This is a genomic window from Paenibacillus sp. 01T47 (assembly GCF_056398245.1).
In genome coordinates this window covers 101,395-122,823 of sequence record NZ_JBFTPA010000004.1, presented here as the reverse complement: position 1 = coordinate 122,823, position 21,429 = coordinate 101,395, and the positions used below count along the sequence as shown (strand labels likewise).

Sequence of the window (21,429 nt, the reverse complement as noted above, 5' to 3'; positions counted from 1 at the left end):
TTCACTATGCGTGTATATCAATCTACCTTACGGATCGAAGGCTCAAGCATTGGCGGTCAAAATCCGCTGCCTATGTTCCGAAATCGTCAAACACATAGAGAAGTCAGCGATAACGGCACTCTTCCAAGCGAGCTGCGATCGAAGCTAGGATATGAAGCAGGGGAACGTTATTTACCCTATCGAATGCAGGATCGTTATACTAGAGATCGGAAAAATCTATTGCTAGAAACTATCGTGCTCGAAAATGAACATTTGCAGGCTGTTTTTTTACCTGCTTATGGTGGAAGATTGTATTCTCTTACGGAGAAAAAAACGAATCGCAGCCTTCTCTATACGAATCCGGTGCTGCAGCCTGCCAACCTAGCCATATTGAACGCTTGGTTCTCTGGAGGAATCGAGTGGAATATCGGTCAGCTCGGACATACGTTTACCACATGCTCCCCCGTTCATGCAGCCATTCTGCAAGATGAGAACGGAAACGATTTTCTAAGGCTTTATGATTATGAGCGCTGTAAAAACGTGTTCTGGCAAATTGACTTTCATTTGCCCGCTGGTTCAAACAAGCTCATTCTTTATGTGCGGATCGTTAATGACAATGACAAGTCGGTTCCGATGTACTGGTGGACGAACATCGCTGTAGAGGAAACACCGCAAGCCCGTCTTTTTTCATCAACAGATGAAGTCATTTATATTGACCATAAAGTGAAAGGATTTGGCCTTGGCAAGCTGCCGTATCTGCCGACTGTACCGGGCAAAGACGTCACCTATCCGCTGAGCTTTCCTTTCTCGAATGAATATTTCTTTCAAACGCAGGCAGGCTGTGATGCGCCTTGGGAAGCTGTCGCTTATGAGGATGGACGATTGTTTTATGAACGCTCCACCTCTCTTCTCCGTTATCGCAAAATGTTTTGCTGGGGAAACCATGCCGGAGGAAGACGATGGTGCGATTATCTTGCTAACCCCGGTGAAGGAAATTACATTGAAATTCAAAGCGGCTTAGCGCCTACGCAGCTGCATGGACTTGATATGCCTGCTCAATCGGAGTGGGATTTCACGCAAGTAATCGGCATGACCGATATTAAAATCGACAAAGCCCACCAACAGGATTGGAATCAGGCGAATCAATACATTCAAGATTGTGTGGATCATCATATCGATGCCGAAGAAATGGAGAAGCTGCATGAGTCCATGCGAGTTCTCGCACAACAAGCGCCTGAGCAAGTCCTTTATACGGGCTCTCCATGGGGTGCGCTAGAGCAGCTGCGCCGAGAACTGAAGGAAAATCGAACGATTCCTGAAGGCTTTTATTTTACTAAGCTAAGCACAGCACCAGAAGCCGAGCATAGCAATTGGCTTTCCCTTCTTGAAACAGGAACGCTTCCAGTCCACGACGTGCAAGAAGTGCCAAAAGCATGGATGGTTCAGGATGAGTGGCTTGCCCTGCTTGAAGAGAGCCTTGAGCACCAAGAGAATCAATCATGGAACGCTTATATGCATTTGGGCATCATGCTTTATGAGCGAGGAATGGAGCAGGAAGCTATCGATGCATGGGAGAAATCGATAGACATTCAACCATCCGTATGGGTGTATCGAAACCTAGCAGAAGCGATGAAATATGTCGGACGAATCGATCTGGCGCTTGCCTACTGGAAGAAAGCCTATCTCGTTTCCAACTCGTTCCCTGATCGAGCTTTGGCTGAAGAATATTTAAATTTGCTCATTGCTGACAAACAGTACGAAAAGGCGTGGCAAATGTACAATGAATTGCCTGAAGCCTATTCGAGCAGTGACCGCATTCAAATTATAGTAGGCGTTGCCGCACTTGAGCTTGAACAGGATGCATTCGTTAAGCAATTGTTCCTTAAGGAATTTGCGGTCATACGAGAAGGTGAAATATTAATCATAGAGCTATGGTATAAATACAATGCCAAGAAGCTTGCACAATCAAGGGTTGAATCCTATTCCGAAATACATCTTGAAGAGGCGAAAAATAAATTTCCGCCGCCAACCAATATTGACTTCAGAATCATAGGTGAATAAAAAGATGACGGTGCGTAGTAACGTACCGTTTTTCTGTGCTTTGAGAATGCTGCCTCGCCCTATTCTGTTCCGTTTTAGGCATAATATAAAAATTGAAATTGGCTGTAGACATATACAAATTTTGTGTGTTACATTGATTAACATAGAGGCATGAACGAAAAACAACCATCAAGAATGGATGGCTAGAAGTAACTTGGTTGATTCTATAGTGTGTCCTGCACCTTTAGTCTCATCTGAATTACTTTTTTTATAGGCCTAAAGTTAAAGCGCTTAAACGTTTTTATTTTTTGTGTTTAAATTAAAGCGCTTTAATTTTGTTTAAGCTTGATTACATGCAAAGGAGGCTGCGAATCTGTCGACGGTTATACAACTATAATTTTAGGAGGAGTTTTAATTGCGCACTTTAAAAGCAAACAAAAGTATGATGAAATGGATGGGTCATGTCTTTCTCTGCTCAGCGATGCTTCTAACTTTATTGGGTGCACCCGCTCCACTTCAAACGAAGGTGCATGCTGCAGGAGAGCTTAGACCATTTCCGCAGCAGCTGAGCTATCCTGGCATTATAAAACCTAACCATGTCACTCAGGCAGCTATGAATACAGCAGTTTCGAGTTATTATACTTACTGGAAATCAACCTATCTAAAAAATAACCTCTCCTCATTGCCAGGCGGCTATTATGTCAAAGGGGATATTACAGGAAGCGCTGAAGGTTACGACCCGCTTGGTACTTCAGAGGGGCAAGGCTATGGCATGGTCATCACCGCTTTGATGGCAGGTTTCGATTCAAATGCCAAAACCATTTATGACGGCCTATTCAAAACCGCTAGAGCTTTTAAAAGTTCGGGCAACTCAAATCTTATGGGCTGGGTTGTTGCAGATGCTGCTGGAGCACAAGGACATTTTGGCTCCGCTACCGACGGTGATTTGGACATCGCTTATTCCTTAATACTTGCTGACCAGCAATGGGGATCAGCTGGCACGATAAATTATTTGGCAGAAGCCAAAAAAATGATTACGAACGGTATCAAGGCGAGCAATGTCACGACGAATAACCGCCTGAACCTTGGCGATTGGGATGCTAAGAGTGCATTAAATACCCGTCCCTCCGACTGGATGCTCTCGCATTTAAGAGCTTTTTATGAGGTGACAGGAGATCAAACCTGGTTGAATGTCATTAACAACTTGTACACGGTTTATAGTCAGTTCTCAAGCGCCTATTCAGCTAGCACAGGGCTGATTTCAGATTTTGTTGTCGACAATCCTCCAAAGCCAGCTCCACAAAACTACTTAGATGAATTTCCAGAAACTAATGAATACAATTACAATGCAAGCCGGGTTCCGTTAAGAATCGTAATGGACTATGCTTTCTACGGCGACACGAGAGGCCGGGATATTGCTAACAAAATGGCCGTATGGATCAAAGGCGCCACAAGCGGCAATCCGAATAACATTAAAGATGGATATAAACTAAATGGCGGAGTTAGCGGTTCCTACGCAACTGCTGTTTTTGTATCGCCGTTTATTTCAGCAGCAACCACGAGCAGCACGCACCAAGCATGGGTAAATGCTGGATGGGATTGGATGAAAAACAAAAAAGAATCCTATTTCAGCGATTCCTTCAATTTGCTTAATATGTTATTCATTTCAGGAAACTGGTGGATACCAACTGCTGGGGGAACTACGGACACCCAAGCACCTACTGCACCAGCGAATTTGACTGCATCCGCTGCATCAAGCAGCCAAATTAATTTGAACTGGTCAGCTTCTACCGACAATGTTGGCGTATCAGGTTATCAAGTATTTCGCGGCGGCACATTAGTAGGCTCTCCTTCTGGCACGACCTATACTGACACTGGCCTAAACGCTTCCACGTCATATAGTTATACAGTGAAGGCCATTGATGCTGCGGGCAATCTTTCTGCGAGCAGCAATACAGCCAGCGCAACAACGAGTCCGAATTCAACAACAACGAACCTTGCTTTAGGCAAGACCGCTGTAGCAAGCTCAATTGAGGGAACAGGATTTGAAGCTTCCAAAGCGACGGATGGCAATTCGACGACAAGATGGGCGAGTGTTGAAGGAAGCAACAACGAGTGGATTTACGTAGACCTTGGTTCCATTCAAAACGTCAACCGTGTGAAATTAAACTGGGAAGCCGCTTACGGTAAAGGCTATAAAATCCAAGTTTCCACAAATAGTACAACTTGGACAGACGCTTTTACAACGACAACAGGCAATGGAGCCATCGATGATATTACGTTTACATCCAAAAGCGGAAGATATGTAAGAGTGCTTTGCACGGCGCGAGGCACAGCTTACGGATACTCACTTTTTGATTTCGAGGTATACGGCTCTTAATAGGTAAACACACACAAAGCCTGACCGATAACTGTCGGTCAGGCTTTGTTTTGTTTGCCTCTCATTTAACGAAGGCCGTCTAGAAGCTTACGCAGCGTCTGCAAACAATCCTCCATCGCTTCAGCAGCCTCAGCGGTATCCGATATTTGTGCGAGCCAAAGTGCCGCTTCATTCATAGCTCCCGACAGCAAATGAGTGGCAGCATCCAGACGAACACCCTTAAGGTAGCCCTGCTGCTGCATCATTTCCAGCTGTTCAAGCAGCAATTTCATCGACTGCTGCTCATCCAGAAGCCGCCACTCCTCCCAGCCAAGCACGGCAGGACCATCGATTAGCATGATCCGCCTGTTTTGCGGCTCGATTGCAACAGTCACAAATGCGCGGCATCCCAGACATAATTGCTCCCACAAATCGTCGCTAAGCAAAGCCTCTTCCTCCAGCCGCTGCGCTACTTCAGATTGAACAAGTGAAAGCACCGCTCGGAATAAACCTTTTTTGCTGCCAAAATGGTGATAAACAGCCCCCCGAGTGACCTCAGCATCTTTGGCTATTTCCTCTAGTGAACTGTCCGCAAATCCGAAAGTGGTAAAATGATGCCTCGCCACATCCTCTAGCTTATGAATCGTCTCTTCCGTATCTTTTTTCGTTTTCCTCATCCTGTTGCTCCTATTTTCTTAAAAGCTCAGAAGGAGCTTTAAGCAAGCTTATTTAATTATCAGCTGCTGCTCCCTCTTGCTGCCACACGGATTGCACATAGTTCATGCTTTCTTGTTCCGAGGGCGGAATAATTGCAATGACATCTATTAATACGCCGCCGGGATCAGAGAGAATAAAATGTCGTTGCCCAAAATCCTCATCGCGAATATCCTGCTCCAAAGACAGCTTCGCATCAAGGACCAAGCGCTTGTACTCACTATCTACATTATCAACTTCCATGTTAAGAATCAATCCTTCAGCTCTCTTACGATAGTTCGCGGGAACCGTGGAATGACTTGCTGATAGCAGCGCTAATTCATAAAAGCATTGCCCTCCACCCGTCTTCCGCAAGCTCACATACCAGTCAGACTCGTACACAACTTCAAAACCAAAGTAACGTTGATAAAAATCAGCACTTTTCGCTACATCCTGTGACATCACAACTGGATAAAAACTGTTCATTTTCAAATGGAAGCTCTCCTTTAGTATTTATAGGATTGAATATAGTTGGATTTTAACATACATACAGTATGTATGTAAATAGCATATGATTTACTCTGCATGTTTAAGTGACTTAACCCAATAATATAAAATTTTACAATTAATCATCAAGCACTTATTATATCCATAACAGATATATCAACAATGGATATATCCATTAAAGATACATCTTTGAAGTGGGGGTGATCTATTGTCTAGAAATAACTCGCTGCAAATGGATCAGTTAACTGATTCTGCCTACTACATTTTGCTTGCTCTACTATCGCCAAAACATGGGTACGCAATCATGAAGTATATCGAAGAACTGACGAGCGGTGAGATTAAGATTGGGCCAGCTACTCTCTATACCTTGATCAAGAAATTGCAAGAAACCGACTTTATTGTGCTTAATAAAGACGAAGACGAGCGCCGGAAAACCTACCACGTCACCGAAAAAGGAAGATCTATTATCGCTAGTGAAATCGAGAGAAGACTGAGAATGGCGCAGCACGGTAATGTTGCACTGCAATCTGCGAAGGAGGAATTTAATGATGGAAATGGATAAAAAGACTCGTTATATGGCATCAGCAGGGCTTGCTTTTGCAGAACATAAAGAGATGAACAAGCTAAGCAAACTATCCGAGCAAGGATGGTTTTTAGAAGAATTCTCCTTTTTAGGTTATACACTGCGCAATGGACCCAGCCATAAACTTATTTATTGCCTCGATATACGTCAATTACAAGAGAACGAACTAAACAATTATAGAGAAATATTCGAAGCTGGCGGTTGGAACCATGTATGCTCATCAGGTGATCTTCATGTTTTTTCGGCGGAACCAGGAACAGAACCCATATACACAGATCGAACATCGACGTTTGAGAAATATTCAAGAACACTTAGTTTGTACAAAATGGCTTCATTTATCTTGTTGGTTTTAACGATTGGCATTATCGGACTGCTTTATTTATCTGCTGAAGTATGGCAGAATGTCATTATTCAAAATGCCGCTGCAGTAGGTTTGGTATTTTTCTCTATTTTACTAGTCCCGTCAATTATGATGTTTGTGGCCTATTCCCTCCGAGTAAACAAGCTTAAAAGCTAGAATGGAATTGCTATACGGAGAAATGACCTTTCGGAAATTAAGAAGGTCATTTCTTTTGTCAGGCTAGCGATAGCTCAAGCCAAAGTTTCTTGAGTATTCGTTATTTAAGGTCACAGGCAGCTTCCCTTGTGGCTTGGAACCAAATATGACCTTCACAGCAGCTTCCCACGATATCGGAATCGGTGTTATCCAGTACCAATTATCAAGCGCATAGGTTGAAATATATGCCTTCACGTTCTGATATCCCAAAATATCGCTTGGGTTTCCAAGGGAGACAGCTGCTACCGGCTTTCCAGTTGCAAGTATTCCGTTCACCAGATCCACTTGCCCTTGTGGTATTTGCTGATCCGACTTTGTAAACACAATAATTCGATCTGCATTTTCAGCCTTCTCGACCGCCTTCTTAACCGCTGACTTTGTAGCATCTAACACTTCTCCCGCAGCTTCTGCTGCCTGATAAGAAATGACTTTGCCTTTGCTTATTTGCCTAACTGCTTCTGCAATCTGATCCGCATAAGCCATACTTACGACAAGCGTTGTCTGATTTGCTTCCGCATCAAATGGAAGGACATTGTCATTTTTGATGAGCGTTATGGAATCCAGTGCCATTCGCTCAGATAACTCACGGTGTTCTTTTTTCCCCACTACTTGGCTCACATGATTAATGTCTACCAAACGATGCTCAAACATCTCTAGCTTGAATTTATAGGTTAGTATCCGTTCCACCGATTCATCCACTCGGCTTCTCTCGAGCTTGCCAGCCTGCAATGCTTCATAAAGGGACTCCAACGTATCGAATTGATCAGCTTCAGAGCCATTTGCCATGACGATATCTGCTCCCGCATTGATGGCCATAACCGCCGCTTCACCCGCTCCCCAATTGTCGGATATCGCTTGCATCACCATAGCATCTGTGACAATGATCCCTTTAAAACCCATTTCATTTCTCAACAATCCTGTAAGAACTTTCTTTGAGAGTGTCGCAGGAAGTTCAGCATCAACTGCTTCAATAATAATATGTGAAGTCATAATAGATTCGATTCCTTGGTCGATTACTGCTTGAAATGGAGGGAGATGCACGGTCCGCAGCACTTCTTCGCTGTAAGACACTTTGGATAACGACATATGAGTATCAAAACCTGTATCCCCATGCCCTGGAAAATGCTTGGCGCTGGATATCATTCCTTCGCTTTGATAACCCCTCACCTCTGCAACAGCCATATCGCTTACAAGCTTCGTGTCTTCTCCAAAAGACCGAACACCAATCACTGGGTTCATCAGGTTCGAATTGACATCAACGACCGGCGAGAAACTCCAGTGAAAACCCATTGCTTCGGATTCAACAGCCGTCAAGCGCGCAGCTTGTTCCGCATAATCCACATTTTGTGTAGCTCCAATTGCCATCTGTCTTGGCAATACCGTTGCCTCATCAGGTACTCTTTGAGCTGCGCCATATTCCAAATCGCCAGAAATAAATAGAGGGATACCTAATCTAGATTCAGATGCCAGTTGCTGGAGCGCATTAGTAAACCGGGCAGTATCGGCAGCAGAATTCATTCGTCGATTCAAGAGGGCACTGCCTACACCGTATTCCTTGATCATTTTATTTGAGAACGAATCTGCTTGACCCGTAGGTGTATACATTACAAGCTGGCCTATCTTTTCCTTGTCCGTCATTTGACTTACAAGCTGTTTAGCTTTGCTCGCATTGGATATCTCTTTGTCTGTAGATTCCGAAGGTGATGGTGTTTGAACCGTTTCGGGTTCTTTACTCTACGGTGTTATTACGAATATTAGAGCTATGGCGATAACCATTACAAAAGTAAATAACATAACTGATCGCTTCTTCATCGTTACCTTCCTTTGCTTATTTATTTCGGATGATATGAGTTAATGCTGCCCATATGTACTTAATAAATCCCCTTCATTCACATTTCTTGCCTAGTGTAGCACGACCATTTTTAGAAGAACAATATTGGAAATTCATTATTTATTATAGTTATCCATGCTTTTAAATTTGCTCAAAAAACAACACTCCTAGCCATTTGTTGACTTGGAGTGTGCTTATTTTACTAGAATTTCTGGTGGTATTATCGCGTGATGACTATACAAAACCTCCATAAATGACAGCTGGTGAAGCATGCCTTCAATCAAATCTATAAACCTCCAACTGCTTTGAAAAACGTTGTCAGACTACAACTAACGAACCCAGAAGTGCTTATTTAAAGCATTCGTAGTGGAATAAAATTGTAACGAACTCCAGAAACGTTATTTCGAGAAAAACAGCTCATAAGACCCTGTAAAACTTGTAATAGCGCCAATAAGGTTCGTTAAAATCTGAGAACAATCGTTTTCTGCATAATAAGCATGATACAGTTCCTTAGAGAGTCGACTTGGGGCTGACTAGAGCAAATCGATTTTTGCATCGCAGCTTGCCAAAGGTAAAACTAGTGCTTAGCTTGCTCTCGCTTGCCCATAATCGGTTTAAGCAAACAATCATTCACCAAATAAAAAAATCGCGATGAAGGGTCAGCCCTTCACCGCTATTTTTTCATGTTTTATAATGTCTCTGCTCAAAGCGAGCGATCACTTCGGCGAATTCACTACTACTGCTGGAACAGCATCCCCTGTTCACATTTATTCTACTGTGATTTCACCGATCAAGCCCTTCTCGGAATGAGGACCAACCATCAGCTGGAAAATGCCAGGCTCAACCGACAAACGGTCGTCTGCTCCTATGATGGCAAGCTCCGAAGGGGTTACCGAGAATGTCACCGTCTTCATCTCACCGGCACTTAAGCTCACCTTGGCAAAACCTTTTAGTTTTTTGAGAGGCTGTGTTACGCTTGCCGCTGCATCACGAATGTACAGCTGCACTACTTCTTCACCTATAACGCTGCCTGTATTCGTAACATTTACAGAAACAGATACGGAATCCGAGCTGCTTATGCGAGCTGAGCTCACGACAAGATTGTCATATTCAAAGTCGGTATAGCTCAGACCGTACCCGAACGGATACAATGCTTGCACTGGAGCATCGATATATCTTGAAGAATACACGCCTCCTGGAGGACGTCCTGTGTTCTTCCGGTAATAATAAAGCGGGATTTGTCCTACACTCCGCGGGAATGTTGCTGTGAGCTTGCCGCTTGGGTTGTAGTCACCAAACAAGACATCAGCTATTGCATTGCCGCTTTGAATACCTAAGTGCCATGCTTCTACAATTGCTGTTGCCGTGTCATCCAGCCAAACGGTTGTCAGCGGACGGCCATTGAACAATACAACGATAACCGGCTTGCCCAGCTGTATTGCTGCTTGTACGAGCTCACGCTGCTTCCCCGGCAAGTCCAGTTCTGATCTGGAGTTTCCTTCACCGCTCATCGTCAGACTTTCGCCTACTGCAATAATAGCAGCATCCGCCACAGCAACTGCTGCCAGCGCCTGTTCAAAGCCGCTCTCGTCTTCACTTTCAATGCCGCAACCTTCCGCATATAGCAGCTGTGTGTCTGGCGATACTTTCGCCTTAATGCCATCAAGCAGTGAAACGACATCATCCGCATTGCCGTCGGCTGCCCAGCAACCAAGAGGATCTTTCGTGTTCGTTGCCATCGGTCCAATAACAGCCAGCGTTTTCAGCTGCTTAGAAAGAGGCAGTATACGATTATCATTTTTAAGCAGAACGATAGACTCTCTTGCTGCCTCGCGTGCCAATGACACATGCTCCTCTGACAAAATAACACTTTGGCTTCGTTCTGGATTTACGTATGCATTCTCGAACAATCCAAGTTTCATCTTTACAGCTAAAATTCTGCCTACAGCGGCGTCGATCAGGCTCTCGGCAACCCGTCCCTCTTGAACGAGCTTCGGCAAGTATTTGTAGAATATGCCTGAATGCATATCCATATCCGTACCTGCTTTAATCGCAATTTCACACGCTTCCTCCGCGTCTCGGGCAACACCATGAGTGATTAATTCGCCTAGAGCATTGTAATCACTAACGATGACGCCTTCAAAGCCCCATTCCTCACGTAAAATAGTCGTAAGCAAATAACGGTTGGCACATGCAGGAATGCCATTCAATTCATTAAAGGATGCCATAATGCTAAGCGCTCCAGCTTCAACCGCTTTACGAAACGGCGGCAAAATAACTTCACGCAGCACGCGGTCCGAGACGTCTACCGTATTATAATCCCTGCCCGCTTCCGCAAATCCATATCCGGCAAAATGTTTAGGACAGCTCGCTACAGAGAGGCTTTCACTTGAAGCATCATCGAGCTCGGCGCCCTCAACCCACGCTTTTGCCATAACCTCGCCTACATAAGGGTCTTCTCCCATCGTTTCGGCAATCCTTCCCCATCTAGGATCTCTCGTAATATCGATCATCGGCGCAAACACCCATGAAATACCGTCGGAAGCTGCTTCCTTAGACGCTGCTGCTGCTGTTCTTCTAATCAGATCTGGGTTCCAGCTTGCCGATTGAGCGAGTGGAATAGGGAATACTGAACGGTAGCCGTGAATAACGTCTCTCCCAACGATCATCGGTATGCCAAGCCGTGACTTTTCAATGGTTTGTTTTTGCAGTGTATTCGCTTGTTCAACGCCCGATAAATTAAACAACGAGCCTAACATTCCTTTATCGATGAGATCCTTCATGATTAGATTGATCTCACCGCCGGCATCCGGATTTATCGCATGAAAGCCCCAGTCAAATTGCGACATTTGGCCAATTTTTTCTTCTAATGTCATTTGGGAAATCAAGGACAATACTTTCTCCTTTATTTCCGACGAGAACAACTTCTTGTTTCCTGCCATCGATAACAACTCCTTCATGTATATACTGTCCATTATGAAGGAAATAGACAGGCATGTGTAGAAACAAACTAATGATAAACATCAACGATCTGCTTATGGAAGAGGAGAAACAGTAATGAAGGAAACTGGAATAAAGCTCGATTATTGTGCCTTTATGTACCATAATACGCCTTTTAGACATACCTTTAAATCCGGCCTCGAAACCTATATCATTCGATTGCAGACTGAAGGCTTATGCCAAGCATTGATTGCAGGGCAGGTCGATATCATCGAGCCTGGCGACCTTCTTCTGTTTGCCCCCGGTGAAGTTTATGATCTGAGAATTGGCGAGCTTGGGCCAAGCGGAGACTATTATGTGATCTGCAGCGGTTCTTGGCTTGATGCATGGTGGAAGCTTCAGCGAAGACCCCAAAAAACAAAAATAGGTGAGAACGGCAGAATAGCAGCTTTATGGCAGCAATTAATATTAGAAAGCAGACGGCATGACGGCGGGAATCCTGAACTATTATGTACGCTGATGCAATCACTTTGCTATTTGCTCGATAGAGCCATAGATGAAGCAACCTCCTACAACTCCGGTCCCAAGCTTCTCTCTTATAAAATAAAGCTTTATATCGAGGAGCATGCAGCGATTCCGTTCACTTTATCCGATGCTGCGAAACATACGGGACTTAGCGTATCCCGCTCGGTTCAGCTGTTCAAAGCTGAATTCGGCATGTCCATTATGCAATATGCCCAGAAGGTGCGTCTGGCGATGGCGCTGGAACTAATGGGCAAAAGTCCGCTTACGCTCGAACGCATTGCCGAAGAAACCGGATTCGGCAGCTATACTTACTTCCATCGCGTGTTCCAGCGATATTACGGCATCTCACCTGGCGCATACCGAAAACAAATGACAGAGAAACAATAAGCCACGTCCTCTGGACGTGGCTTATTGTTTCATTTCCTTTAAACGGATTACATTCGAATTAGGATTGTATGATTGCATCTTCTGAATTGTTTTTAAAATATTGCTTCAAACCTTCAACAATAGCTTTCGCAGCACGATCTTGTCCATCTTCTCCAAGTAAAACGGCTTCTTCAACGGGGTTTGTCAAATAACCTACTTCGAGCAAAATCGCCGGCACCTTGCTTAGTGAAAGAACCTTTAACTCTTCATTCCGTATTCCGCGATCCCGAAAGCCCATTGCCTTTACAACTTGATTATGCATAGTCTGAGCTAATTCAATATTTTCATCAAAACGATAAAACGTTTCAATTCCACCAACATTCTCGTCCTTATAGGTGTTCGCATGAATGGATAGAAGAACATCTGCTTCCATTTGATTTGCTATATCAGGACGTACGTCCAGATCAATAAACGTATCATCATTCCGGGTTAGATGCGGCTCAAACATGTTCTCTTGCTTTAACAGCTCGTACACTTTCTGAGATAACGATAGTGTAAAATGTTTTTCCCTTTTTCCGCTAGCTCCTTCCGCCCCAGGATCTTTGCCGCCATGCCCTGCATCAATGACAACTTTGTATATCCTATCTGGTTTTCCATCCAAGGATTGCTGCTTCGTTGGAACAATTGGCGGATTGGCTGACAGCGCTTGCGACTTTTCTTCTTTGTTTGCGGCAAAGCCTATTAAAGTTACACTAATTAAAACTAGAGTGAATAAAAGCACAATTAGCCTGACTATTCGCGATTTTCGTTTTTTCGTATACGAGTACATGTTGTCCTCCTAAGTAATAGATGTTTAGCAGCTTCTTTATTTATACATAATCCTCATTTCGAGCACTTCTCCAATTTGTAAACAAGTTGTATCTAAAAATGTTGAAATGCGTCGGCTTATGAAACACAAAAAAACAGCCATCACCGATGGAAGCAGTGATGGCTGTTTGGAAACATGTTTTATTTAAACTCAATGATGTAATTCATCGATAACTGTACGGACAATTGGCTTTTTACTTGAGCGTCAAATGATTTCCAGCCGCTCAAATAGAGCTTGTTGCCCGATGGACTCCACTCCATTTGACCCGGATTTATTCCTTTGAACACCTCCTGTTCATTCAAAAGATTGTTTCCTTGCAATTTGGCAATATAGATATTCAGCGAATCTTTCGAGTAAGCAATATATTTGCGATCCCTTGTTAAACGGAAATTACCCACTTGCTCACCTAAAATCGTGGTAGCTTTATTGCGGCGATCATATGCAAACAGCAAATTGTTCTCGCTGACAAACAAAATTTGATCATTATTGAGAAAGTCTACCGTCCCATCACGATTCAACAGATGATTATACAAACTGGAAATTCCAGTGCCGTCTATTTTACCGAACAAGATCGATTGTCCATCATACATTTGTCTGATGATCAATACCGTTTCTCCATTATCAGAAATTTTCGCATATCTCGACCAGCTTTTCTCACTTTCATACGGAACATCATATTTCTTCATCTTTTTAGTCGTAACGTCGTAAACGGCAAGCTTTTCTACTTTCTGATCATCCCATATGAAAAAAGAGAGATACCGGCTGTTGTTAGACCAGATCATCGTAGCCGACAAAGAGTCCTGCATATCCTCGACAGTAATCGCCTTGCCATCAATCTGGCTGTAGATCTTCAGGGTTCTGTTTTTGTTATTATCCCAACCGTAAACTGCGATTTTAAGCCCATCTGGGGACACCATGCTTGCTTCTGAATATTGATTGAAATTCATAACCTCTTTCATCGTCTGATTCTTATAATCAAAGCGCTGCAAGGTTTGAGTAAAATCTATATTTTTGAGCATGCCTAGAATCTGCTCATTGTCTGACCATCCGAGAATTTGGATTTCACTCTCCTCTTCCTCAAACATGCGATAGATTTTGCTTACTTCAAAATCACCGTTCGAATGGGCCAATTCTGGTGCCGCTTCTGTATCTGGTATAACGACGGTTCTTGAATTAAATTTCGTAGATGCGCAGCCCGACAAAATAACGAGGATAAGCAGAGCAAATACTGATTTTCTAATCACGAGGTCACCTGCTTGTTATCAAATTGCGGGATGTGAACAATTACGCTTGTTTCTCTATCCTCGCTTTGGATTTGAATGGTTCCTTGATGTTCTTCAACAATGGCTTTGCAAATGCTAAGCCCCAATCCGCGGCTCCCGACTTCTTTCACAAGACGACCATTTTCTCTATAAAAGGGTTCATAAATACGGGCTAAATGTTTTGGTGCAATGACATCTCCCTGATTTATAAAAGTGAATTGTATGACCTCGGAGATCAGACCTGCCTTCACTATAATTTCAGAGGAAGCATCGCTGTATTTAATCGCATTATCAATCAAGTTGATAAACAGCTGTCTTAATTTAGTTGGACTGCCCTCAATGATGAGATGATCTTCTAATTCGCAAACAATATTTTTGTTATACTTTTGGGCTTTGAACGCCATACCTTCACAAACGCTTAGCAAAATAAACCCTGCATCAACCATTTCATAGGATGCTTTAGAATCTGTTTCCTTAGACAACTCCAATAGCTGCAAAACCATTTCGTGAAGACGAGCACTTTCATCCGCTATATGCGCAATACCTTTCTCGAAAAAAACCTCATCATTTTGCCCATTGTCTTTGATCATCTGCGCGTAGCCCATGATAGAAGTTAGAGGTGTTTTCAGCTCATGGGTAACATTGTCGTAAAATTGCTTGCGATGCTGGTTTAACTCTTTAAGGCGGTCACGGTCCTTTTCTATTTTGCCAATTTGAAGTCTAATTTTCTCAATCATTTGATTGAAGTTATGAGCAAGCTTGCCCAGCTCGTCCTTTCGGTTTAAAGAGATATGGACATTAAGATTGCCGTTTATCACTTCCGTTGAAACTTTGGTCATCTTGACGATGGGCAGTGTAATGTTCCAGAACAATGCATAACAAAGCAGCAAGCCCATGGCAAAGATAGCGATCGTGACATACAAAATGACATCTAATATTTGCCTGCTGTTCTCATAAAGCATCGATACGTCTTTGGAAAATCGTAAAATACCTATTTTTTCACCGTCAATGACAACCGGATATGAAAAATAGATCGTAGATATTTTTTCTTGATGGGAGATGGTATAAGCGGTTTCTCCCTTGAGAGCATGCTTGAAATCGTCTCCAAGTGGACTCATGAAGGGAGCACTGTCCGATGCAGCAAGCTGCTTGCCCTTTAATGAATAAACAGCCACTTGGCTAGACGTAATATTTTTCAAATCAACAACCAACTCTTTAGACATCTGCTCGAAATAAATTTCATCATGACTATAATGATTGATCATAAACGTCTGTTTTACATAAACATTGCTGTTTTTCTTCATCGTATTCAAATCCTGCGTAATGATAGTTTCGTTGCTGGATTCAATAATTTGCATGACAAAATGATGCAGCAGCAATAGCGAGGTGACAAAAATAACTAACAATCCGATTAAAAACTTAACCTTGATAGACTGTACCATATTCATTCCACATTCTTCTCGAATTTGTACCCGACACGAAATACCGTAGTAATGATGTCATTGGCATCAAGCTTTTTGCGCAAACGCTGAATATGAATATCCACGGTTCGAGTATCACCAAAATAATTATAGCCCCATACTAAATCAAGCAAATTTGAACGAGTAAATACGCGTCCTCTAGAGCTCGTCAAAGTCATCAATAGGTCAAATTCTTTTGGTGTCAGCTCAATGAGCTCATTGTCTTTTTTGACCATTCTTTCGGGTACATTAATTTCTATCGTTTTGAACTTGATGATTGCTGGCGCTGCTTCTTCGTTCACTGCCGTTATAGGATTGATTCTGCGCAGTAATGTACGAATGCGGACGATTACTTCACGCATATCAAATGGTTTCGTAATATAGTCGTCGGCGCCAAGCTCCATTCCGATAACTTTGTCGGAAATATCAGACCTAGCCGTAATCATGATGATCGGAAGCATGTATTTCCCCATAATTTGCTTGCAAATATCAAGTCCGCTTTGATCGGGAAGCATCCAATCAAGCAGCAGCAGATCAGGCTTGAACGCTTCGATTTCTCTTAAGCCATCCTTGCCGTTATGCGCAAGCTTGGTTTGAAATCCCTCTTTCTGCAAGCCATATGCAAGCAAATCAGCTATCGCTTCTTCATCTTCTATGATCAATATTTTGGTAAGCTCCATTCGTTCATCTCCATTCACCCTTGATCGTATCACAGCCTCGTTTTCACAAACAACTAAGCCCACAAAAGTTTACAGTATTGAAACAAGTCGGATGCATAACAGTTGGATATACTTAGCATGCGCAAAAAAGCAAATATCGACTATTAAAATTTGAAGTTGCTCGCTGTGTACGAATAAAAAAACGCAACCCATATCGGGTTGCGCTAAATACATTTTGATTTGTAAATGTTAGCCTATGCCATGCTCTTTTCGAATGTTGTACATTTCTTGAATCAACAGATCTCCTGGATCCCGGTTCAACTGCAAATGAATCAACAAGAAATGCAAAGAAATCGCACATACGTTATTTCCGCCTGTGAGTGCCGGAAATCCAGCTTCAAAGACTGGACCGTGGTCTTCCTTCCAAGCAAGACCTGCATGCACCTGCTCCGCAGCAAACTCTTCCGTTACTGCTTTTATACATTCCGGAACGAGTATGTTGTCAATTATCTCTTTAGCCTCAGCTTCATTCGTTGCTGGTTTTGGGAGGGGCTTGCCGCCCTTCGTCTCCATAAGTTCAACGAAAAAGGAAGACATCCATACTGCAGGGTCATTGTCCGATTGGAACCTGTTAAGCAACTCATGCAGAAAAAAACCGCAGGAATATCGACTACCCGATTCATCCTTCACATGAAATATAAAAACTGGGCCATAATCATGGAAATTCGAAACCTGTGCCTCAACATCGTTATAATGTATTCTTAAAGCTGCAAGGCCATTATCATAAACAGCTTTTATAAGTTCCGCCCATTCCTCCTTGGACATCTCTTTTTCCTCGCTATTTACTTCCAAGTCAGTTGTCTCATTGTTTAAGTTCATAGTTCCACCTGTCTCCTATCATACTATCATCCTGTAAAGTAGGCTTCATTGCGATCATATCATACGGCAACTCTACTGCAAATCTATTATAGATTACCACAAATGGTTTCAGTCATCCAACAACGATACGGCAGCTCTGTCTTCATCCTCTTAACAACAAAGGGAACAAATCTATTGGACTTGTTCCCCTTGTTTCTGCGCCTTGCAATGGTTCAGCGGCAATTTTACAACTATTTTGCAAAGCTATGATTGTCGATTGTCACAATAACATCTAAGCTGGACCAAAACGATCCTTTGGAAATATCGGGATTGAAGAAATAAACGGCATTCTCCACATTATTTTTACCGTTAAGCGCATCTTTCGCTGCACGAAGTGAGCTTGCGTTTGGCTTACTTTTATCTAAGAGTCCATTATGCGCTGGAGGAAACTGCTTGCCTGAATAAATGACGTCGCGTATCGTATCCGGAAACCGCTCATCCTTCACTCTGTTTAATATAACATTCGCTAATCCAAGCTGTCCTTCATAGGATTCATTGCCTGCTTCCACCATTGTAATCTTCGCTAGCAGCATGTAATCCGCTTCCGTGAACGGTTTTGCTATTTGATCAACATTTGAAGGAATGATGACCTTGAGCTTTGTTCCCGGCTTGATCTTCGCCTTGCTATCGAGTCCATTCCATTTGAGCAGCTCTGATTTGGTGCTGCCAAACACCTTGCTGATCTCATCCAAGCCGTACTCTGCTGTTATTACAGCAGGCTGTACTTTTATAAGCTCAATAACGTTTGATTCTGCATTCAATACCACGTTAGCATGCAGCATTTCTGACAATTGGCGCAGAGGAGCATACAGCCTATTGTCCTTTAAAAATGGCACCGCGTCCAATTTATAACGGGCTTCGTTGAAATATACGACTGGTACTCCATTTCCCAGCACGACTTTATCTTTTAATTCTGTATGAATTGTTACTTCTTCGTTTACATTATCCCAGCTCGACTTCGCACCGAACATATCAGCTATGCGGGCTACCGGAACAAACAATCTTCCTTCTGACACATAAAGCGGATCTGTTATCTTCACTATTTTCCCATTAAATTTAATCGTCCAATCTTCCGCAGCAGCTGCATTCCCTGCATGGACACTCGTCATAGGTCCGATACAAAGCAGAAACAAACCCAATATCATGGTGATTATAAGACCTCTAATCCGCTTGGCATCTCTGATCATGCGTACCTCCCAGTTAATTAAGTTGGTGTAAAATCCAACGTTCATCTTCTGGGCAAAATTATATCACAGTTTATTGGGACTTAAGCATTAACATTTTCACAGAATTAACCATAAACGATACAAAAGGACAAAAAAATGAAAGCACTTACTTCATAAAGATACAGGAAGGCGGTATAAAATCAGAAAGCCAAACGCCATTATTAGCTAAATAAAAGCTGACGCCAAGAGTTAATGCAAGCTCGGTGTTAATATGCAGGATGACGAGTTCTCCTCGCCTTTTTCCTGCAAGTGTTGCAAAATCAAGCGATTCTGAAAGATGAACATATTGTCTTCCCATTGGCTTTAAACCTTCGGCTAAAATAATATTCGAAACCTTAGTGTTCGTACCATGAAACAATAGGGCAGGGGGCTTCGCCTCTTTATAAGTTATTCTTTCAACGCTGTGCCCATAGTTTGCACGAATAAAGGCACCAACAATTTCATATCGCTGCTTCTTACAATGGCGGACGACTTGCTCAATATCACTATTTTGAATGCTGCTCCATCTTGCTTCATTCCGAATGGAGGAAACGAAATCATCCAGTTTACAAAATCCCTCTTGATCTAATGTAATGCCAAAAGCATCAGGAGAATGTCTTAAAATTTTACTCATGAACTTACTTAGAGATTCTTCTTGTTTTTCCGTTAACATTTTGTTATCCCTCCTTTTTTCGGAAATTTATGTTATTGGGACGTGCCCGTCTCACAAATGGAAAGTGCTTGCCGAATTGTCACTGCAACAATATCCTCCGCAGTTTGGCCAGAAGTAAGCATCCTCGTTCCTTGACCAGCCCATAGGGACATATATTCTGAATTGTTTTGGCTGCTTGCAGCGTTTCTTATATCACGAGTCACGGTGTTTTGAGTAGGAAACGGAAGGGGCTCGATCCCGTTCTCTTCCCATTGCTTAACAAATGAATTACGTATGCCTCTAGCTGGTCGACCCGAGAAAGCTTTCGTAATAACTGTGCTCTCCTCTGTACTTTTCAGCAGAGCCTGCTTATAAACCTCATGCGCACCAGATTCTATCGCTGTAAGAAATCGCGTCCCCATTTGGACACCCTGTGCTCCTAAAATAAGAGACGCTACTAATCCTCGTCCATCCATAATGCCGCCCGCAGCAATGACCGGAATGCTCACACGATCTACAATTTGCGGTATCAAAGCAAATGTTCCAATATTTGCACCTAGCTGATGTTCGGTTATATCAAATGTTCCTCGATGTCCGCCCGCTTCGCTGCCTTGGGCAACTATCGCATCGCAGCCTGCTTGCTCCGCCAGAAGCGCTTCGTTCACCGTAGTTACCATCGCAACAACAAGAAGATTAGCCTCTTTAGCTTGCCGCAAGAAAAGCTCCGGAACAATACCGAATGCTGTGCTGATGACAGGAACCTTCTCTTCGAGCAAAACAGCCATTTGTTGGTCAAAACGATCGGGAGTCGTCACATGTTCCGCACTCGCATGAGAAATTCCAAGCACATTCCGCACAAGATTTAACTCTCGCTGAACTTCTCCAATTCGAGTATTGTCATCCGAAGTTTGCATCGCAAACAGATTAACTGCAAAAGGCTTATCTGTCAGCTTGCGGATTTCATTAATCGTTTCTCGAATGGCAGCCGGCTCCATATATGCAGCGCCAAGCGTTCCTAGTCCACCTGCATTCGATACTGCTGCTACCAATTTTGCAGTCGATGGCCCGCCAGCCATTCCAGCTAAAAAAAGCGGATAACGAATATTAAACAGTTGGCAAAGCTCAGTATGTAGATTTATATTCATGTTTTCTTCTCCGATTTGTTATGATTTTTTGAATCATTAGAGTCAACCCATTTATTATTCTTAGTCTCTTAAATTGTACACTTTTTATGATCTTAGATCGATGTTATCATATAAAAAAAACGCAGCCTAATCAGGCTGCGTTAAATCCTATCTACGTTATTTATTCTAAGCCATGCTCATTCCGAATGTCATACAATCCTTGAATCAGCAGCTCCCCTGGATCACGATTCAACTGCAAATGTGTTAACAATAGATGCAAAGAAACAGCACATACGTTATTTCCATCTATGATTGCTGGAAAACCCACTTCAAAAATCGGACCGTGGTCTTCCTTCCAAGCCAGCCCCGCATGTACCTGTTCCGGAGCAAACTCTTCTGTTACAGCTTTTATACATTGCGGTACGAGTACTTTGTCTATGATCTCTTTAGCCTCATCTTCATTCGTAGCCGGTTTAGGAAGAGGCTTGCCACCTTCTGTCTCCATAAGATCGACGAAAAAAGAAGCCAACCATACGGCTGGATCATTATCCGATTGGAATCTAGCAATTAACTCACGCAGAAAAAATCCACACGAATAAACACTGCCCGATTCATCCTTCACATTAAATACAAAAACCGGGCCGTAATCTACGAAATTTGATACCTGTGCTTCAACCTCGTTAAAATGCATTTTTAAAGCTACAAGGCCATTATGGTGAACAGCCTTTATAAGCTCAGCCCATTTCTCCTCGGACATCGCAGCTTCCTTATTATTTACTTCCTCGTTAGTTGTCTCATTATTCGTTGTCATAGTCTCACCTGTCTCCTATCCTACTATCATCTCGTAAAGCAGGCTATATTTAGCTATCTCGTAGGGTAACTCTTCTTGAATACGATTATAG

Annotated in this window: 18 protein-coding genes and 1 pseudogene; 6 read left to right on the top strand and 13 right to left on the bottom strand. The window is 42.9% G+C overall.

Going from position 1 to position 21,429, the window contains the following annotated elements; translation table 11 throughout:
• Positions 1-6 precede the first annotated feature (6 nt).
• From AC1DOV_RS10500 to AC1DOV_RS10490, 3 genes and pseudogenes are all read left to right on the top strand, one after another.
• Positions 7-2,040 carry a DUF5107 domain-containing protein gene (locus AC1DOV_RS10500; protein ID WP_477549871.1) on the top strand — a complete coding sequence of 678 codons (2,034 nt, stop codon included), beginning with the start codon at positions 7-9 and terminating at the stop codon, positions 2,038-2,040.
• Positions 2,041-2,542: 502 nt separating this feature from the next.
• Positions 2,543-3,706, top strand: a pseudogene (locus tag AC1DOV_RS10495) (family 8 glycosyl hydrolase); the annotation flags it as partial.
• Positions 3,707-3,754: 48 nt separating this feature from the next.
• Entirely contained in the window at positions 3,755-4,399 is a 645-nt protein-coding gene (locus tag AC1DOV_RS10490; protein WP_477550044.1) for a discoidin domain-containing protein, read from the top strand.
• 65 nt (positions 4,400-4,464) lie between these two features.
• Here the strand turns inward: AC1DOV_RS10490 and AC1DOV_RS10485 are convergent, their stop codons facing one another.
• Positions 4,465-5,055, bottom strand: coding sequence for a TetR/AcrR family transcriptional regulator (locus tag AC1DOV_RS10485; protein WP_477549870.1), 591 nt, complete (start codon positions 5,053-5,055; stop codon positions 4,465-4,467).
• Between the two features lie 52 nt (positions 5,056-5,107).
• Complete coding sequence (locus tag AC1DOV_RS10480; RefSeq protein WP_477549869.1) at positions 5,108-5,563, bottom strand: VOC family protein; 456 nt, start codon at positions 5,561-5,563, stop codon at positions 5,108-5,110.
• Between the two features lie 223 nt (positions 5,564-5,786).
• Here AC1DOV_RS10480 and AC1DOV_RS10475 point away from each other — a divergent pair, with 223 nt between their 5' ends.
• Together AC1DOV_RS10475 and AC1DOV_RS10470 are read left to right on the top strand one after the other, a co-directional pair.
• Positions 5,787-6,140, top strand: coding sequence for a PadR family transcriptional regulator (locus AC1DOV_RS10475; RefSeq protein WP_477549868.1), 354 nt, complete (start codon positions 5,787-5,789; stop codon positions 6,138-6,140).
• Positions 6,124-6,678, top strand: coding sequence for a DUF2812 domain-containing protein (locus AC1DOV_RS10470; protein WP_477549867.1), 555 nt, complete (start codon positions 6,124-6,126; stop codon positions 6,676-6,678). Before AC1DOV_RS10475 ends, AC1DOV_RS10470 begins: the two co-directional genes overlap by 17 nt.
• A 63-nt stretch (positions 6,679-6,741) precedes the next feature.
• On the opposite strand, the gene AC1DOV_RS10465 is transcribed toward AC1DOV_RS10470, so the two are convergent.
• Together AC1DOV_RS10465 and bglX are read right to left on the bottom strand one after the other, a co-directional pair.
• Positions 6,742-8,355, bottom strand: a complete 1,614-nt coding sequence (locus AC1DOV_RS10465) for a glycoside hydrolase family 3 protein (RefSeq protein WP_477549866.1) — start codon at positions 8,353-8,355, stop codon at positions 6,742-6,744.
• 960 nt (positions 8,356-9,315) lie between these two features.
• Positions 9,316-11,523 (bottom strand): beta-glucosidase BglX, encoded by a 2,208-nt coding sequence (gene bglX, locus AC1DOV_RS10460; RefSeq protein ID WP_477549865.1) that lies wholly within the window; start codon positions 11,521-11,523, stop codon positions 9,316-9,318.
• 82 nt (positions 11,524-11,605) lie between these two features.
• Between bglX and AC1DOV_RS10455 the strand changes: the two genes are divergently transcribed.
• Positions 11,606-12,400, top strand: coding sequence for a helix-turn-helix domain-containing protein (locus AC1DOV_RS10455; RefSeq protein WP_477549864.1), 795 nt, complete (start codon positions 11,606-11,608; stop codon positions 12,398-12,400).
• A 58-nt stretch (positions 12,401-12,458) separates the two neighbouring features.
• Here the strand turns inward: AC1DOV_RS10455 and AC1DOV_RS10450 are convergent, their stop codons facing one another.
• The 9 genes from AC1DOV_RS10450 to AC1DOV_RS10410 all read right to left on the bottom strand — a co-directional run bounded on the left by AC1DOV_RS10450 (position 12,459) and on the right by AC1DOV_RS10410 (position 21,338).
• Entirely contained in the window at positions 12,459-13,208 is a 750-nt protein-coding gene (locus tag AC1DOV_RS10450) for an N-acetylmuramoyl-L-alanine amidase family protein (protein ID WP_441880916.1), read from the bottom strand.
• Between the two features lie 179 nt (positions 13,209-13,387).
• Entirely contained in the window at positions 13,388-14,491 is a 1,104-nt protein-coding gene (locus AC1DOV_RS10445) for a hypothetical protein (RefSeq protein WP_441880915.1), read from the bottom strand.
• The gene (locus tag AC1DOV_RS10440; RefSeq protein ID WP_477549863.1) at positions 14,488-15,957 is read right to left on the bottom strand and encodes a HAMP domain-containing sensor histidine kinase; all 1,470 of its coding nucleotides are present in this window, start codon (positions 15,955-15,957) and stop codon (positions 14,488-14,490) included. Before AC1DOV_RS10440 ends, AC1DOV_RS10445 begins: the two co-directional genes overlap by 4 nt.
• Positions 15,954-16,649 (bottom strand): response regulator, encoded by a 696-nt coding sequence (locus AC1DOV_RS10435; protein ID WP_441880913.1) that lies wholly within the window; start codon positions 16,647-16,649, stop codon positions 15,954-15,956. Before AC1DOV_RS10435 ends, AC1DOV_RS10440 begins: the two co-directional genes overlap by 4 nt.
• Before the next feature lie 228 nt (positions 16,650-16,877).
• Positions 16,878-17,507, bottom strand: a complete 630-nt coding sequence (locus AC1DOV_RS10430; protein ID WP_477549862.1) for a hypothetical protein — start codon at positions 17,505-17,507, stop codon at positions 16,878-16,880.
• Positions 17,508-17,737: 230 nt separating this feature from the next.
• The gene (locus tag AC1DOV_RS10425; RefSeq protein ID WP_477549861.1) at positions 17,738-18,733 is read right to left on the bottom strand and encodes a cell wall hydrolase; all 996 of its coding nucleotides are present in this window, start codon (positions 18,731-18,733) and stop codon (positions 17,738-17,740) included.
• A 145-nt stretch (positions 18,734-18,878) separates the two neighbouring features.
• Positions 18,879-19,424, bottom strand: coding sequence for an RNA 2'-phosphotransferase (locus tag AC1DOV_RS10420; RefSeq protein WP_477549860.1), 546 nt, complete (start codon positions 19,422-19,424; stop codon positions 18,879-18,881).
• Between the two features lie 32 nt (positions 19,425-19,456).
• Complete coding sequence (locus AC1DOV_RS10415) at positions 19,457-20,548, bottom strand: NAD(P)H-dependent flavin oxidoreductase (protein ID WP_477549859.1); 1,092 nt, start codon at positions 20,546-20,548, stop codon at positions 19,457-19,459.
• A 160-nt stretch (positions 20,549-20,708) separates the two neighbouring features.
• On the bottom strand, positions 20,709-21,338 hold the full coding sequence (locus AC1DOV_RS10410; RefSeq protein WP_441880909.1) for a hypothetical protein: 630 nt from the start codon (positions 21,336-21,338) through the stop codon (positions 20,709-20,711).
• Positions 21,339-21,429: the final 91 nt, after the last annotated feature.